The sequence below is a fragment of the Staphylococcus sp. AC872 genome, assembly GCF_979255425.1.
The window spans coordinates 224,088-241,781 of the sequence record NZ_CEEDKW010000002.1 but is presented as its reverse complement, the minus strand read 5'-3'; the positions used below and the strand labels follow the sequence as shown (position 1 = coordinate 241,781).

Annotated in this window: 15 protein-coding genes; 14 read left to right on the top strand and 1 reads right to left on the bottom strand. The window is 32.7% G+C overall.

Annotated elements, in window-relative coordinates; translation table 11 throughout:
- Nucleotides 1-125: 125 nt before the first annotated feature.
- Together recA and rny are read left to right on the top strand one after the other, a co-directional pair.
- Nucleotides 126-1,172 (top strand): recombinase RecA, encoded by a 1,047-nt coding sequence (recA, locus tag ACZ267_RS04045; protein WP_002451246.1) that lies wholly within the window; start codon nucleotides 126-128, stop codon nucleotides 1,170-1,172.
- A 446-nt stretch (nucleotides 1,173-1,618) separates the two neighbouring features.
- A complete protein-coding gene (gene rny / locus ACZ267_RS04040) occupies nucleotides 1,619-3,178 on the top strand; it encodes a ribonuclease Y (protein ID WP_015365062.1) in 1,560 nt (519 codons plus the stop codon).
- A gap of 121 nt (nucleotides 3,179-3,299) precedes the next feature.
- Here rny and ACZ267_RS04035 read toward each other — a convergent pair whose 3' ends face one another.
- Nucleotides 3,300-3,515 (bottom strand): hypothetical protein, encoded by a 216-nt coding sequence (locus ACZ267_RS04035; protein ID WP_002467042.1) that lies wholly within the window; start codon nucleotides 3,513-3,515, stop codon nucleotides 3,300-3,302.
- A 162-nt stretch (nucleotides 3,516-3,677) separates the two neighbouring features.
- Between ACZ267_RS04035 and ACZ267_RS04030 the strand changes: the two genes are divergently transcribed.
- From ACZ267_RS04030 to ACZ267_RS03975, 12 genes are all read left to right on the top strand, one after another.
- Complete coding sequence (locus ACZ267_RS04030) at nucleotides 3,678-4,469, top strand: TIGR00282 family metallophosphoesterase (protein ID WP_015365061.1); 792 nt, start codon at nucleotides 3,678-3,680, stop codon at nucleotides 4,467-4,469.
- Between the two features lie 143 nt (nucleotides 4,470-4,612).
- A complete protein-coding gene (locus ACZ267_RS04025; protein ID WP_079449097.1) occupies nucleotides 4,613-6,373 on the top strand; it encodes a 2-oxoacid:acceptor oxidoreductase subunit alpha in 1,761 nt (586 codons plus the stop codon).
- On the top strand, nucleotides 6,374-7,240 hold the full coding sequence (locus ACZ267_RS04020; RefSeq protein WP_002451251.1) for a 2-oxoacid:ferredoxin oxidoreductase subunit beta: 867 nt from the start codon (nucleotides 6,374-6,376) through the stop codon (nucleotides 7,238-7,240).
- A 238-nt stretch (nucleotides 7,241-7,478) separates the two neighbouring features.
- Nucleotides 7,479-8,102 carry a poly-gamma-glutamate hydrolase family protein gene (locus ACZ267_RS04015; protein ID WP_015365059.1) on the top strand — a complete coding sequence of 208 codons (624 nt, stop codon included), beginning with the start codon at nucleotides 7,479-7,481 and terminating at the stop codon, nucleotides 8,100-8,102.
- A 56-nt stretch (nucleotides 8,103-8,158) separates the two neighbouring features.
- Entirely contained in the window at nucleotides 8,159-8,455 is a 297-nt protein-coding gene (locus ACZ267_RS04010; RefSeq protein ID WP_002465478.1) for a thiamine-binding protein, read from the top strand.
- Between the two features lie 363 nt (nucleotides 8,456-8,818).
- Entirely contained in the window at nucleotides 8,819-10,363 is a 1,545-nt protein-coding gene (miaB, locus tag ACZ267_RS04005; RefSeq protein WP_079449096.1) for a tRNA (N6-isopentenyl adenosine(37)-C2)-methylthiotransferase MiaB, read from the top strand.
- A 2-nt stretch (nucleotides 10,364-10,365) separates the two neighbouring features.
- Nucleotides 10,366-10,731 carry a YlbF/YmcA family competence regulator gene (locus tag ACZ267_RS04000; RefSeq protein ID WP_015365058.1) on the top strand — a complete coding sequence of 122 codons (366 nt, stop codon included), beginning with the start codon at nucleotides 10,366-10,368 and terminating at the stop codon, nucleotides 10,729-10,731.
- A gap of 21 nt (nucleotides 10,732-10,752) precedes the next feature.
- Complete coding sequence (gene thiW, locus ACZ267_RS03995; protein WP_002465647.1) at nucleotides 10,753-11,244, top strand: energy coupling factor transporter S component ThiW; 492 nt, start codon at nucleotides 10,753-10,755, stop codon at nucleotides 11,242-11,244.
- Nucleotides 11,245-11,447: 203 nt separating this feature from the next.
- Nucleotides 11,448-14,063, top strand: a complete 2,616-nt coding sequence (mutS, locus tag ACZ267_RS03990) for a DNA mismatch repair protein MutS (RefSeq protein WP_002465652.1) — start codon at nucleotides 11,448-11,450, stop codon at nucleotides 14,061-14,063.
- 11 nt (nucleotides 14,064-14,074) lie between these two features.
- Entirely contained in the window at nucleotides 14,075-16,024 is a 1,950-nt protein-coding gene (mutL, locus tag ACZ267_RS03985; RefSeq protein ID WP_002465649.1) for a DNA mismatch repair endonuclease MutL, read from the top strand.
- Nucleotides 16,025-16,038: 14 nt separating this feature from the next.
- The gene (locus ACZ267_RS03980; RefSeq protein ID WP_002465650.1) at nucleotides 16,039-16,572 is read left to right on the top strand and encodes a glycerol-3-phosphate responsive antiterminator; all 534 of its coding nucleotides are present in this window, start codon (nucleotides 16,039-16,041) and stop codon (nucleotides 16,570-16,572) included.
- 269 nt (nucleotides 16,573-16,841) lie between these two features.
- Entirely contained in the window at nucleotides 16,842-17,660 is an 819-nt protein-coding gene (locus ACZ267_RS03975) for an MIP/aquaporin family protein (protein WP_002465653.1), read from the top strand.
- Nucleotides 17,661-17,694 lie beyond the last annotated feature (34 nt).

Here is a 17,694-nt window from a genome sequence, read left to right as displayed (position 1 = left end):
GTGTAACTAAGCCTCGAAATAACACGAACAAATATTCGCAAAATGCTTGTAATTTGATTTAAAAGCTTGTATAGTATGAATTAAGATATTAAACAGAAAACATTCTCAATTTAGGAGGTCTCGCTTTGGATAACGAACGTCAAAAAGCTCTCGATACAGTAATAAAAAATATGGAAAAATCATTTGGTAAAGGTGCAGTAATGAAATTAGGCGATAATAAAGGTCGCAGAGTTTCAAGTACATCAAGTGGTTCAGTTACATTAGATAACGCATTAGGTGTAGGTGGCTATCCTAAAGGAAGAATTATTGAAATATATGGACCAGAAAGTTCTGGTAAAACTACAGTTGCATTACACGCTATTGCAGAAACACAAAAAAACGGTGGCGTTGCTGCATTTATTGATGCTGAGCATGCATTAGATCCTGTTTATGCTCAAGCACTAGGTGTAGATATTGATAATCTATATTTATCACAACCTGATCATGGGGAACAAGGTTTAGAGATTGCTGAAGCTTTTGTTCGTAGTGGTGCAGTCGATATCGTAGTAGTCGATTCAGTAGCTGCATTAACACCTAAAGCTGAAATTGAAGGTGAAATGGGAGATACTCATGTTGGTTTGCAAGCAAGATTAATGTCACAAGCATTACGTAAACTATCTGGAGCTATTTCCAAATCAAATACGACTGCCATCTTCATTAACCAAATTCGTGAAAAAGTAGGTGTGATGTTCGGTAACCCTGAAACAACACCAGGCGGTAGAGCATTAAAATTCTATAGTTCTGTTCGTTTAGAAGTTCGTCGTGCTGAACAATTGAAACAAGGACAAGAGATTGTTGGTAATAGAACTAAGATTAAAGTAGTTAAAAACAAAGTTGCACCACCATTCAGAGTTGCAGAAGTTGATATCATGTATGGTCAAGGTATCTCTAAAGAAGGCGAACTGATTGATCTTGGTGTTGAAAATGAAATCGTTGATAAATCTGGAGCTTGGTATTCATATAATGGTGAAAGAATGGGACAAGGTAAAGAAAACGTTAAAACTTACCTTAAAGAAAATCCTCAAATTAAAGATGAAATCGATCAAAAACTACGTGAGAAGCTCGGTATTTTTGATGGTGATGTAGAAGAAAAAGAAGAAGACGCACCGAAGTCATTATTTGATGAAGAATAAAATAATTTAATGTATTGATTGAATGAGGTCAAGACAAAAGTATTTAGGATATGAGCAGAACTGTATGATGAGCAAACTTACTTTTTAAATGTTTGTTGAATCATAAGAATTTTATTGCTCAACATGCAGTGTTAGGTGGTTTTTTTATATGAAAACTAATAGCACTGTAGATAAATCCTACTGTTGGGATACCGGTTATCGGTTCTCCAGAGTACCAAAACTTTATGTCTTCACCTCTTTTTTATTTATATAGAAATTTAAAAGTTAAAAATTAAATCTTGTAATATACGCATTTAATACATTTATGATACTGATAAGTTCAAATTGATATCTTGACACTTATAAGTGTAAAACCGTACAATTAGTATGTATGATTCTTATATAATTTCATATAATCATATTGATTTTGATATACAGAGCAAACCCTAGATAAAGGAGGTGTTTATGTGAATTTATTAGGCCTCCTACTCATTTTGCTGGGTATAATTCTAGGCGTTGTTGTAGGGTATGTTGTTGCCCGAAATTTATTGCATCAGAAACAAGTTCAGGCTAGACAAACAGCCGACGACATTGTTAATCAAGCACACAAAGAAGCAGACAACACTAAGAAAGAAAAGTTGCTTGAAGCAAAAGAAGAAAACCAAATTTTAAGAGAACAAACTGAAAATGAACTACGTGAAAGACGTGGTGAATTACAAAGACAAGAAACCCGACTTCTTCAAAAAGAAGAGAACTTAGAGCGAAAATCTGATCTATTAGATAAAAAAGATGAGATTTTAGAGCAAAAAGAATCAAAAATTGAAGAAAGACAACAACAAGTAGATGCAAAAGAGAGTAGTGTTCAAACATTAATAATGAAGCATGAACAAGAATTAGAACGCATCTCCGGTCTCACTCAAGAAGAAGCTGTAAAAGAGCAACTTCAACGAGTTGAAGAAGAACTGTCACAAGATATTGCAATACTTGTTAAGGAAAAAGAAAGAGAAGCTAAAGAAAAAGTAGATAAAACCGCAAAAGAATTGTTAGCTACTACGGTACAAAGATTAGCAGCAGATCATACAACTGAGTCAACTGTTTCAGTTGTAAACTTGCCAAATGATGAAATGAAAGGTCGAATAATCGGACGTGAAGGAAGAAATATTCGAACACTTGAAACACTTACGGGAATCGATTTAATTATCGATGATACACCAGAAGCTGTCATTTTATCTGGTTTTGATCCTATCAGAAGAGAAATCGCTAGAACAGCTTTAGTTAACCTAGTTTCAGATGGAAGAATCCACCCTGGACGCATTGAAGATATGGTCGAAAAAGCTAGAAAAGAAGTAGACGATATCATTAGAGACGCTGGTGAACAAGCAACATTCGAAATAAATGTTCATAACATGCATCCTGACTTAGTTAAAATACTTGGCCGTTTAAATTATCGTACAAGTTATGGACAGAATGTGCTTAAACATTCAATTGAGGTAGCACATCTATCAGGAATGTTAGCAGCAGAATTAGGTGAAGATGTTACCTTAGCGAAACGTGCTGGCTTACTTCATGACGTAGGTAAAGCAATTGACCATGAAGTTGAAGGCAGTCACGTTGAAATAGGTGTTGAATTGGCGAAAAAATATGGTGAAAATGAAACAATCATTAATGCTATTCATTCTCATCATGGTGATGTTGAACCAACATCTATTATCTCAATTTTAGTTGCAGCAGCTGATGCATTATCAGCAGCTCGTCCTGGCGCTCGTAAAGAAACATTAGAAAATTATATTCGTCGTTTAGAGCGTTTAGAAGCACTTTCTGAAAGTTATGATGGTGTTGAAAAAGCATTCGCAATTCAAGCAGGAAGAGAAATCCGTGTGGTCGTATCTCCTGAAGAAATAGATGATTTAAAATCATACCGATTGGCTAGAGATATTAAAACTCAAATTGAGGATGAATTACAATATCCAGGTCATATCAAAGTGACAGTTGTTCGAGAGACTAGAGCAGTAGAATATGCTAAATAATTTCTTACCCCTAATCATCGTATTGATGATTAGGGGCTTTTAATATAAAGAAAAAAGTGCTTATTGATTTGATGAAAATCAATAAGCACTGATATTTGTATTGTGTTAATATTAAAATTGTTTATTTTAATTGTAAATCTGTTTTTTTCAATTCTTGGATAATTTCAGCTGTGTCATAACAGTTAGTAGCAATGTTAGCGTATCTTTCAGCTAAGCGATATGCGTTGATATATAATTTTAAGCTATCTTTTGCGATATCTTCCACATCTTCTGATTTAGATGGGTTAGAACTTACTACTAATTCTGCAAATTTTTCAGGATCGATATTAATAGACATTTATTATTTACAACTCCTAAACTTTTGATAAACATATATTAACATAATATATGTTGATAAAAAAGCAAAGACAGTTAATACTCAAATAAATAATTTTCAAAGAGTACTTTAAATAAAGTTATCTATCTATTAAACTTATTTGTATGAGAGGATGAACATGGCATGAGAATATTATTTATAGGAGATATCGTTGGTAAGATTGGTAGAAATGCAATCTCAACATATTTACCCAAGTTAAAACAAGAATATCGTCCTACCGTTTCCATCGTAAATGCAGAAAATGCAGCACATGGTAAAGGACTGACTGAAAAAATATATAAGCAATTGCTTCGTGAAGGCGTTGATTTTATGACTATGGGCAATCATACATACGGTCAACGTGAGATTTATGAATTTATCGATGAAGCTAAAAGAATGGTCAGACCAGCTAACTTCCCGAGTGAAGCACCTGGTGTTGGTATGCGAATTATTCAAATCAATGATATTAAATTAGCGATTATTAATTTACAAGGTAGAGCTTTTATGCAAGATATAGATGATCCATTTAAAAAAGCTGATGAACTTGTTAAAGAAGCGCAAAAGGTGACGCCTTATATCTTTGTAGACTTTCATGCTGAAACAACATCGGAAAAAAATGCTATGGGATGGTATTTAGATGGTCGAGTCAGTGCAGTAGTAGGTACACATACTCATATCCAAACATCAGATAATCGTATTTTACCTAGTGGCACTGGATATATTACTGATGTAGGTATGACTGGATTTTACGATGGCATATTAGGTATTAATAGAGATGAAGTAATTGAACGATTTATTACAAGTTTACCTCAACGTCATGTAGTGCCTGACAATGGTCGAAGTGTGTTATCAGGTGTTATCATTGATATTGATAAAAATGGTAAAACGACAAACATTGAAAGAATACTGATTAATGACGATAATCCTATGAAATGATAGTAAAAGACATGTGACATTACAGTTACAATTAGTTATCGTCCATTAGTATGAATTTAAAAACACGCCACTGTTTACATAGTAATACAGTGGTTCTTTTTGTTATCATTTAATATGAATTAAAACCACAGGAGGCTTATGATATGAAATCACAAATATCATGGAAAGTGGGCGGACAACAAGGTGAAGGTATTGAATCAACTGGTGAAATCTTTGCGACGGCAATGAATAGAAAAGGTTATTTCTTATATGGCTATAGACACTTTTCAAGTCGTATCAAAGGCGGACACACAAACAATAAAATTCGTGTGTCTACATCTCCAGTACATGCGATAAGTGATGATTTAGATATTTTAATAGCATTTGACCAAGAGACTATTGAAGTTAATCATCATGAGATGCGTGAAGATAGTATTATTATCGCCGATTCAAAAGCGAAACCAGTTAAACCTGAAAATTGTCAGGCACAACTTATAGATTTACCGTTTACAAGTACTGCAAAAGAATTAGGTACTGCATTAATGAAAAATATGGTGGCAATCGGTGCTACATCAGCATTAATGCATTTAGATACATCTACGTTTGAAGATTTAATTACTAATATGTTCACTAAAAAAGGTGACAAAGTAGTTGAAATGAATATTCAAGCATTAAATCAAGGATATCAGCTAATGAAAGAACAATTAACCGATATCAATGGTGACTTTGAATTACAGGAAAGTAATGAAGCACCACATCTTTATATGATTGGTAATGATGCTATTGGATTAGGTGCTATTTCAGCAGGTTCAAGATTTATGGCTGCCTATCCTATTACACCAGCATCTGAGATTATGGAGTACATGATTGCTAATTTACCTAAAGTGGGCGGAACAGTTGTTCAAACAGAAGATGAAATAGCAGCTGCAACGATGTCCATTGGTGCAAATTATGCAGGCGTTAGAGGTTTTACAGCTAGTGCAGGTCCAGGATTATCATTAATGATGGAATCAATAGGCTTATCAGGTATGACTGAAACGCCATTTGTTGTGATTAATACACAACGTGGTGGTCCATCAACTGGTTTACCTACAAAACAAGAACAAGCAGACTTAATGCAAATGATATACGGTACACATGGCGATATTCCTAAAATCGTTGTTGCGCCAACAGATGCAGAAGATGCATTTTATTTAACCATGGAAGCATTTAACTTAGCAGAAGAATACCAATGTCCTGTAATTATATTAAGCGATTTACAGTTATCATTAGGTAAACAAACTGTTAAAAATCTAGATTATAATAGAATTCAAATTAAACGCGGAGAACTCATTCAATCTGATATAGAACGAGAAGAAGATGACAAAACATACTTCCGAAGATATGCATTAACAGGAAGCGGTATTTCACCTAGACCTATTCCAGGTACTAAAGGCGGCATTCATCACATTACCGGTGTTGAACATAATGAAGAAGGTAAGACAAGTGAAGCTGCTGCAAATCGTCAACAACAAATGGATAAACGTATGAGAAAAACGAAAAATCTTCTAATAGAAAATCCAGTAGAACTTACTGAAAATCATGAACAAGCAGATATTATATATATTGGATTTATTTCTAGTAAAGGGGCAATTCAAGAAGGTGCACAACGTTTAAATAATCAAAATGTTGCTGTTAATACGTTACAAATTAGACAACTGCATCCTTTCCCTACAGAAACGATCCAAAATGCAATTGATAAAGCTCAAAAAGTAATTATTGCAGAACATAACTATCAAGGGCAATTAGCAAGTATTATTAAAATGAACGTTAATAGTCAAGATAAATTGGTGAATCAAACGAAATATGATGGCACACCATTCTTACCACATGAAATTGAAGATAAAGGTTTAGAAGTTGCCAAAGAATTAAAGGAGTTGGTCTAATTGGCTACATTTAAAGATTTTAGAAATAATGTTAAGCCAAACTGGTGTCCTGGGTGTGGCGATTTCTCTGTTCAAGCTGCTATACAAAAAGCAGCAGCAAATGTAGGACTAGAACCTGAGGAAGTTGCACTCATTACAGGAATTGGTTGTTCAGGTAGATTATCTGGTTACATTAATGCATATGGGGTCCATGCGATACACGGTCGTGCATTACCACTTGCACAAGGTGTAAAAATGGCTAATAAAGATTTAACTGTCATCGCTTCTGGTGGAGATGGTGATGGATATGCTATTGGCATGGGACATACAATTCATGCTTTACGTAGAAATATGAATATGACCTATATTGTTATGGATAATCAAATTTATGGTTTAACTAAAGGACAAACATCACCTTCATCAGCTGTAGGCTTTGTTACAAAATCAACGCCAAAAGGAAATATTGAGAAAAATGTAGCACCTTTAGAATTAGCGTTATCATCTGGTGCAACGTTTGTAGCTCAAGGTTTTTCAAGTGATATCAAAGCACTAACGAAATTAATTGAAGATGCAATCAACCATGACGGCTTTTCATTTGTGAATGTATTTTCACCTTGTGTGACTTATAATAAAATTAATACGTATGACTGGTTTAAAGAAAACTTAATTAGTATTGACGATATTGAAAATTATGATCCAACTAATAAACAACTAGCCATTCAAACTGTGTTGGAACACGAATCACTAGTTAAAGGTATTGTTTATCAAGATACTGAGACACCTTCATATGAGTCACAAATTGAAGAAATGGAAGGCGAAGCATTAGCTAAAAAAGACATTCACATTTCTGAAGAAACATTTAATGATTTAACTAAACAATTTGTATAACTTTGATTATTTAGCCTGGAGCATAAAAGATGTCTCAGGCTAATTATATTTTTGACTTATACATTTAAAGTTTGAAATCATAAGAAATATTTAACTAACTACATATCCAATTTTATAATTTGAAAAGGGCATTTTCGTTTTTATAAATTTGTTAGTATTATAATGATTTTGTAAATTAGCATTAAATATATAATGTTTGTGGAATAGAATAGTAAAGATCAACTGAGGAGGTTTAGGTATGGATAAATATAGTACGATGAATGAATTACAAAAATATACTAATGAAGATAAAGATTGGCATATCGAATCCATAGATAATCATCATGATGTTACTATTCTAGCTATTCATGGCGGTGGTATCGAACCTGCAACTAGCGAATTAGCATTAGTCACTGCGCAAACCAATGATTATAATTTTTTTACTTTTAAAGGGGATAGAAGTAAAGGTAATAATGAATTACATGTGACATCTATACACTACGATAATGATACGGCTTGTCAATTGACTCAAAAAAGTAAAAGAGCTATTTCAATACATGGATGTACTGGACATGAATCAGTCGCTTACATCGGTGGGAAAGATGAAGCGTTAATTGAACTTATCACATCAGAACTTGATAAAATTGGTGTGAATGTGGAGCATGCGCCTTCTACAATGTCTGGTAAGCAAAAAGAGAATATTGTGAATCAAACTCGTATTAAGGGTGGCGTTCAACTTGAATTAACGAAATCTTTAAGAAAGCAATTTTTTAAAGATGGAAAAATTGGTCGGAAAAGTAGAGAAGAGAAAAGCAATTGGGATGATTTTTTATATGATTTTGCTAATGCACTTGCAACAGCACTTGATAAAGTGGAAAATTAGATAAGAATGTAAATAAGCATATAAAACGATATATAATATAAATTGAGGTGCAAAAAATGATCGATACATTGATGAGTATTCAAATTATACCTAAAACACCAAACAATGAAGATGTTATTCCTTATGTGGATGAAGCAATTAAAATCATTGACCAATCTGGATTACATTACCGTGTTGGTCCTCTCGAGACAACAGTCCAAGGAGACATGAATGAATGTCTAATTTTAATACAAAAATTAAATCAACGAATGGTTGAACTAGAGTGTCCAAGTACAATAAGTCAAGTTAAGTTTTATCATGTCCCTGAAGGTATTGAAATAGAAACATTAACAGGAAAATATGATGCAGAGTAAAATTAAAATGATTTACTGCAATTCCTAACGAATTATAAAATTTATAGAAATAATAGTGGACAAATAAGGCAAAACCAAAAGCTTTACTGTTTTGAGTGGCAAATGATGGTATTCCAATCGGATAATAATTAGTTATATGTACAAAGCATAAATTCATTTCAATTATGTTTATTGTAGCTAACAAATTTTTAATGTAGTCAGAAAGAAAGCTTTTCTTTCATATTATCCGTTTAGACAATGATGCTAGTAGCTTTGGTTTTAGCCTTTTTTTGTTTGAATGAATGGTGACGCTTTTTGCACTTTTGTATTAAATTTAATATAATGTAGAAATGATATATGGGCATATAGAAAGGATTTTTAATAGTGAATGAAGAGCAGAGAAAAGCTGGTACGATAGATATTTTAGCAGAACGTAATCGTAAAGAAGAAAAAGATTATAGCAAATATTTTGAACATGTGTATCAACCACCGAATTTAAAAGAAGCAAAAAAACGTGGAAAACAAGAAGTTGAGTACAATAGAGACTTTCAAATAGATGAAAAATATCGTGGCATGGGTAAAGAACGTACATTTTTAATTAAAACGTACGGTTGTCAAATGAATGCACATGATACTGAAGTGATGGCGGGGATTTTAGAAGCTTTAGGTTATAGTGCAACGACTGATATTAACACTGCTGATGTTATTTTAATCAACACTTGCGCAATTCGTGAGAATGCAGAAAATAAAGTGTTCAGTGAAATCGGTAATTTGAAACATTTAAAAAAGGAAAGACCAGATTGTTTAATTGGGGTATGCGGTTGCATGTCTCAAGAAGAATCAGTTGTAAACAAAATATTAAAATCATATCAAAATGTCGATATGATTTTCGGTACTCACAATATACATCGTCTACCAGAAATTTTAGAGGAAGCCTACTTATCAAAAGCAATGGTTGTAGAAGTATGGTCTAAAGAGGGAGATGTTATTGAAAATCTCCCTAAAGTTCGTGATGGTCATATTAAAGCATGGGTAAATATTATGTATGGTTGCGATAAATTCTGTACATATTGCATCGTACCATTTACGAGAGGTAAAGAACGTAGTCGTAGACCAGAAGACATTATTGATGAAGTAAGAGAATTGGCAAGAGAAGGGTATCAAGAAATTACATTATTAGGCCAAAATGTTAATTCTTATGGTAAAGACATTGAAGGACTTGACTATGGTTTAGGCGATTTACTAGAAGATATTTCTAAAATTGATATTCCAAGAGTAAGATTTACAACTAGTCATCCATGGGACTTTACAGATCGTATGATTGAAGTAATTGCTAATGGAGGTAATATTGTTCCGCATATTCATTTGCCAGTGCAGTCAGGAAATAATGCAGTATTAAAAATTATGGGTAGAAAATATACGAGAGAAAGTTATTTAGATTTAGTATCTCGTATAAAAGAAGCCATTCCCAATATTGCCTTAACGACAGATATTATTGTAGGTTACCCTAATGAAACTGAAGAACAATTTGAGGATACTTTAACATTATATGATGAAGTAGGATTTGAACATGCATATACTTATTTATATTCTCAAAGAGACGGTACACCTGCTGCTAAAATGAAAGACAATGTACCTACCGATGTTAAAAAAGAACGTCTACAACGCTTAAACAAAAAGGTCGGTGAGTACTCTCAAAAAGCTATGAGCCAATATGAAAATGAAATTGTTACAGTTTTATGTGAGGGCTCAAGTAAAAAAAATGATACTGTTTTAGCGGGATATACTTCAAAAAATAAATTAGTTAATTTTAAAGCACCAAAAGAAATGGTTGGTAAGTTAGTAGATGTTAAAATTGATGAAGCTAAACAATATTCTTTAAATGGTACTTTTATAGGAGAACATCAAAGAGAATTGGTGATGCAATAATAATGTATAATAAAAAACAAATACTTTCTAATGCGGATCAATTAGCACAGAAGATTAAAAATTTAGAAATGATTAAAGAATATCAATCAATTGAATCTCAAATTCATAATAATAAAGCGATTGAAAATAAAATGAATCAATTAAAAAAGCAACAAAAACAATCAGTTAACTTACAAAATTATGGTAAAGAAACGGCGTTTCATCAATCAGAGGATCAAATCCATCAATTAGAAAATGAAATCAATGAATTACCAATTGTTGAAGAATTTCGTGCGTCACAATATGAAGCTAATGATCTATTACAAATGATGATTAAAACGATGGAAAATCGCTTAAATGAGCATAATGAGAACTACCACGACAAATAAATTGGATAAGGAGACAATGCATTGAATATTAGAAAATTAACCATAACAGCGCTATTGATAGCGATTAATGTCATCTTAAGCAGTATCATTGTCATTCCGCTTGGTCCAATCAAAGCAGCACCTATGCAACACTTAGTTAATGTACTTTGTGCAGTTTTTGTAGGGCCTTGGTATGGATTAGCACAAGCTTTAATATCATCCATTTTACGCGTAACATTTGGTACAGGGAGTGTGTTTGCATTTCCAGGCAGTATGATTGGTGTATTCTTAGCTAGTTTATTTTATATGTATCGTAAGCATATCTTTATGGCTGCTGTTGGTGAAGTATTAGGAACAGGTATTATAGGAAGTTTGATTTGTATTCCATTAGCATGGGTACTTAACTTACAAAATTTCTTTGTAAAACCGCTTATGACTGCTTTCATTGTATCTAGTATTATAGGTGCAGCAATTAGTTATGTTATATTAATAATATTAAAACGACGAGGTCTCTTAGATCGTTTTCAAAAATGATGATTGAGTACGTATAGTCTAATGTGCAACTGTTATGTTTAAGCACATAGGACTGTGCGTATTTTTTTGGTTCATTTTAGATAATGGGCTAGATATGATTGTATATGTTAAAATAGATGAGTTAAATAGTACGTAAAAAATTACATAAAATGATTAAAATATTTAAAGAAAAAGACTATAAAATAAGGGTTGTGAAGAACTTTATGTCAAATGTGACACCAATGATGCAACAATATTTAAAAATCAAATCAGAATATGATGACTGCTTGTTATTCTTTAGACTTGGAGACTTTTATGAAATGTTCTTCGACGATGCTAAAGAAGCATCAAGAGTATTAGAAATTACTTTAACAAAAAGAGATGCCAAAAAAGATAATCCTATACCTATGTGTGGCGTTCCCTATCACTCAGCAGATAGTTATATAGAGACGCTAATTAATAACGGGTATAAAGTAGCGATTTGCGAACAGATGGAAGACCCAAAACAAACTAAAGGTATGGTTAAAAGAGAAGTTGTTCGAATCGTAACGCCAGGGACAGTTATGGATCAAGGCGGCGTGGATGAAAAGCAAAATAACTATATCTTGAGTTTTATTCAAACGCCACAAGAATATGCATTAAGTTATTGTGATATTTCAACAGGTGAATTAAAAACCACACATTTTGAAGATGAAGCTACATTATTAAATGAAATCACGACTATCAATCCTAATGAAATAGTCATTTGTGAACCTTTATCTGAAAATATGCAACGACAAATTAATATGATTACAGAAACCATTACAGTTCGAGATGAGATTTCAAGTCAATATTTTGAAGTGAATAACATTGAACATCAGCACATGCAACAATCAACGCAATTATTGTTAGATTATATACAACATACACAAAAAAGAGATTTATCACACTTGGAAGATGTACAACAATATGCTGCAATTGATTTTATGAAGATGGATTTCTATGCCAAAAGAAATTTAGAATTAACTGAAAGCATTAGATTAAAATCTAAAAAAGGCACGCTTTTATGGTTGATGGATGAAACGAAGACGCCGATGGGTGCAAGACGACTAAAACAGTGGATAGACCGTCCGTTAATATATAAACAACAAATTGAAGAACGATTAAATATCGTTGATGAGTTTATTAATCATTTTATCGAACGAGATACGTTGAGAAACTATTTAAATCAAGTGTATGACATAGAAAGACTAGTAGGTCGTGTAAGTTATGGAAATGTAAACGCACGTGATTTAATTCAACTTAAACATTCAATTAGTGAAATACCTAATATAAAGCATTTATTAAGTCAATTAGATAGTGATAAGATTACTCAATTTGATGCACTCGAACCGCTTGATGACTTACTCGAAGTTTTAGAAAATAGCTTGGTTGAAGAACCACCTATTTCAGTCAAAGATGGTGGCCTATTTAAATCCGGATTTAATCAACAATTAGATGAATATTTAGAAGCATCACGTAACGGTAAATCTTGGCTCGCTGAATTACAAGCGAAAGAAAGAGAACGTACTGGTATTAAATCTCTGAAAATAAGCTTTAATAAAGTATTTGGTTACTTTATCGAGATTACTCGTGCTAACTTGCAAGGCTTTGAACCAGCACAGTTTGGATATAATCGTAAACAAACATTATCTAATGCTGAGCGCTTTATAACAGATGAGTTAAAAGAAAAAGAAGATATTATATTAGGTGCTGAAGATAAAGCAATAGAGTTAGAATATCAATTATTTGTCAAATTAAGAGAACATATTAAAGAATATACTGAGAGACTTCAAAAACAGGCTAAAATCATATCGGAACTAGATTGTTTACAAAGTTTCGCCGAAATAGCTCAAAAATATAATTATGTTCGACCACATTTTAGTGATGATAAAACATTAAAATTAGAAAATTCTAGACATCCAGTTGTTGAACGTGTCATGGATTATAATGATTACGTACCTAATGATTGTGCGTTAGATAATGATACATTTATTTATCTGATAACGGGCCCTAATATGTCTGGTAAATCGACTTATATGAGACAAATTGCAATTATTAGTATAATGGCTCAAATGGGTGCTTATGTACCTTGTGAATCTGCGACATTACCAATATTTGATCAGATTTTCACTCGTATTGGTGCTGCAGACGATTTAGTTTCAGGTAAAAGTACATTTATGGTAGAAATGCTAGAGGCTCAAAAAGCATTAACCTATGCTACTGAGGATAGTTTGATTATTTTTGATGAGATAGGAAGAGGAACATCAACGTATGATGGTTTAGCGTTGGCACAAGCGATGATAGAGTATGTCGCACAAACATCACATGCTAAAACGCTATTCTCAACACACTATCATGAACTTACGACATTAGATCAACTATTACCATGTTTAAAAAATGTACACGTTGCTGCTAATGAATATAAAGGAGAGCTTATCTTCTTACACAAAGTTAAAGATGGTGCGGTGGATGATAGTTATGGTATTCAAGTAGCAAAACTTGCAGATTTACCTGATGAAGTCATTCAAAGAGCGCAAGTTATTTTGAATGATTTTGAACAAAAATCTGATAGTCCTGAACCTCAGATTGTTCAATCTGAATCATATCAAATTGAAGAAGCTAAGGCACCTAATAAAAAGGCACATCAAAACAAGTATGAAGAGAAAGAAACGCCATTCGAACAAGCGTCATTTAACTTATTTGAATCGGAACCTCAACAAAGTGAGGTTGAAGCACACATTAAGTCATTAAACTTATCAAATATGACACCAATTGAAGCATTGGTAAAATTAAGTGAATTACAAAATCAATTAAAATAGAGGTGTTGTAAATGGGAAAAATTAAAGAACTACAAACCTCCTTAGCTAATAAAATTGCAGCTGGCGAAGTAGTCGAAAGACCTAGTTCGGTTGTTAAAGAATTACTGGAAAATGCCATTGATGCCCAATCAACTGAAATAAATATTGAAGTAGAACAATCTGGTGTTGCATCGATACGCGTAGTAGACAATGGTACAGGAATAGAAGCTGATGATTTAAGTTTGGTATTTCATCGTCACGCGACAAGTAAATTAGATGCAGATGATGATTTATTTCATATTAGAACATTAGGTTTTCGTGGTGAAGCATTAGCCAGTATCTCTTCAGTATCGAAAGTAACGTTACGTACCTGTACAGATAATGAAAATGGACATGAAATATATGCTGAGAATGGTGAAATTATTAACCAAAAACCAGCTAAAGCGAAAAAAGGTACGGATATCCTTGTAGAATCATTATTTTATAACACACCGGCCAGATTAAAATATATTAAAAGTCTGTATACAGAACTAGGGAAAATAACTGATATTGTAAATCGCATGGCAATGAGTCACCCAGATATAAGGATATCTCTTGTTTCTGATGGCAAGACACTACTCAAAACGAATGGTTCTGGGAAAACAAATGAAGTAATGGCAGAAATTTATGGTATGAAAGTGGCAAAAGATCTTGTACATATCACAGGTGATACAAGTGATTACCATTTAGAAGGATATGTAGCTAGACCTGAACATTCTAGAAGTAATAAACATTATATCTCTATATTTATCAATGGTAGATATATTAAAAATTTCGTTTTGAATAAAGCTATTGTAGAAGGTTATCATACGTTACTAACAATTGGTCGATATCCTATTTGTTATATCAATATTCAAATGGATCCTATTTTAGTAGACGTCAACGTGCATCCAACTAAACTAGAAGTGAGATTATCTAAAGAAGAACAACTATATGATTTGATAGTAGAAAAAATACGAGAAGCATTTAAAGATAAAATTCTTATTCCAAAAAATGATTTAGATACTCATCCAAAGAAAAATAAAGTACTCAATAGTTTTGAGCAACAAAAGTTAGACTTTGAACGTAAACAAATTGAAGACCCAAATCGTTCACATTTATCTGAAGATGAAAAACAAGATGAATTAAGTGGATCGGCATTTGAAAAAGATAATAATCAAAATATTTCACAAGTGAATGAAGACAATGAAAGTACTTTGTTTAATGACTCTCAATATATTAAACGTAATCATAATGATCATTACTTCAATAATCAAAAAGATATTTTAAATGAATTAGATAATCAAAATGAGACACTAGAACAAGAAGAAGATCGAAATGAAAATGACATTAAAGGGGCGGTGAGTGCGTCAACACGACGACGTGTACCATATATGGAAGTTGTCGGACAAGTTCATGGCACATATATCATTGCTCAAAATGAAAATGGCATGTTTATGATTGATCAGCACGCTGCTCAAGAACGCATCAAATACGAATATTTTAGAGAAAAAATTGGCGAAGTAACAAATGAAGTTCAAAACTTGTTAATTCCAATGACATTTCATTTCTCAAAAGATGAACAATTCATTATCGATCAGTATCAAGAGGAATTAGACAGAGTTGGCGTACACCTTGAACATTTCGGAGGACATGATTATATTGTTAATAGTTATCCAGTTTGGTTTCCAAAAGCAGAAGCGGAAGAAATCATCAAAGATATGATAGAACTCGTATTAGAAAATAAAAAAATTGATGTGAAAAAAATGCGTGAAGATGCAGCAATAATGATGTCTTGTAAAAAGTCGATTAAAGCTAATCATTATCTTAAAAATAATGAGATGGCAGATTTAATTGATCAATTGCGTGAAATGGAAGATCCATTTACATGCCCGCACGGAAGACCCATTATCATTAACTTTTCGAATTACGAATTAGAAAAATTATTTAAACGTGTAATGTAGAGAGGAGCAATCATTTGAAAGAAAATATACTCCCAGCAATTAGAAATATGAAAGACTTAGATAAGCTAATTAAAACCGAATATAAATCATGTGTACTGTTGGATATGCATATCGGTCATCTTAAAAGTATATTAGATCTGTTAAAAAATAAAGGTATTGAATGTTATATCCATATTGATTTGATCAAAGGTTTAAGTCATGACGAATATTCTTGTGAATATATTATTCAACAGTATAAACCTAAAGGCATTGTTTCAACTAAGACTAAAGTGATTAAAAAAGCAAAGTCACTAAATACTTTAACTATCTTTAGAGTGTTTATTATTGATAGTCAAGCTTTGAGCCGAAGTATTGAATTAATACAAAAGGTACAACCAGATTTCGTTGAAGTTCTACCAGGCATCGCACATAAGGCAGTAAGATGTATTCAAGAAGAGACAAATACATCTGTAATTGCAGGTGGATTGATTAGTGAAGTATCTGAAGTAGAAGAGGCCATTAATAATGGTGCAGAATATATTACAACAAGTAATCAAAAATTATGGTAACAATGAAATAGCAACTTTTATTATGTAAAGGAATCAGTCGAACTTATGAGTCGCTGATTCCTTTTTATATATCAAAAATGAGTTGAGTAATGAGGATTGAAATGAAATAATTTTGACAAATTTATAACAAAAATATTGACAACGCTTACAACATAACTGTAATATATAACCAAGTTATTAAAAGTTAATATTAGAACAGAGAAGGGGAGATTTCTGCAGCTTTATAACGTTGTAGGGGTCTCCCTATCTATTTTGGGAGGAATAGTTATATGAATGCTTATTTAGCAGAGTTTTTAGGTACGGCCATCCTTATACTTTTTGGTGGCGGCGTTTGTGCTAACGTTAATTTAAAACGTAGTGCTGGTAATAACGCTGACTGGATTGTTATCGCTACAGGATGGGGTTTAGCCGTTGCAATGGGTGCATTTGCAGTTGGTAAATTTTCAGGTGCACATTTAAATCCAGCAGTTACTATCGCGTTAGCAATGGATGGTGGATTTAGTTGGGCACAAGTTCCAGGATACATCGTTTGCCAAATGCTTGGAGGTATCGTAGGTGGTGCTCTAGTATGGTTAATGTATTTACCACATTGGAAAGCAACAGAAGATCAAGCAACAAAATTAGGCGTGTTCTCAACAGCCCCTGCAATTAAAAATTATTTCGCAAACTTTTTAAGTGAGATTATTGGTACAACAGCTTTAACATTAGGTATTTTATTCATCGGTGTAAATAAAATCGCCGATGGTTTAAATCCATTAATTGTTGGTGCTTTAATTATTGCAATCGGGTTAAGTTTAGGTGGTACAACAGGTTATGCAATCAACCCTGCTCGTGACTTAGGTCCACGTATCGCACATGCCATTTTACCGATTGCTGGTAAAGGTGGTTCAAACTGGTCATATGCTATTGTACCTGTTTTAGGTCCAATCTCTGGTGGTATGTTAGGTGCAGTCATTTATGAAGTATTTTATAAACAAACATTTAATGTAAGTTGTGTAGTTGGTATTATTTTAGTTATCATTACATTAGTATTAGGTGTGGTTTTAAATAGAACTTCTAAAAGTAACGATATTGAATCAATCTATTAATCAAGATAAGAAATATCTTATTTTTAGCATGTGA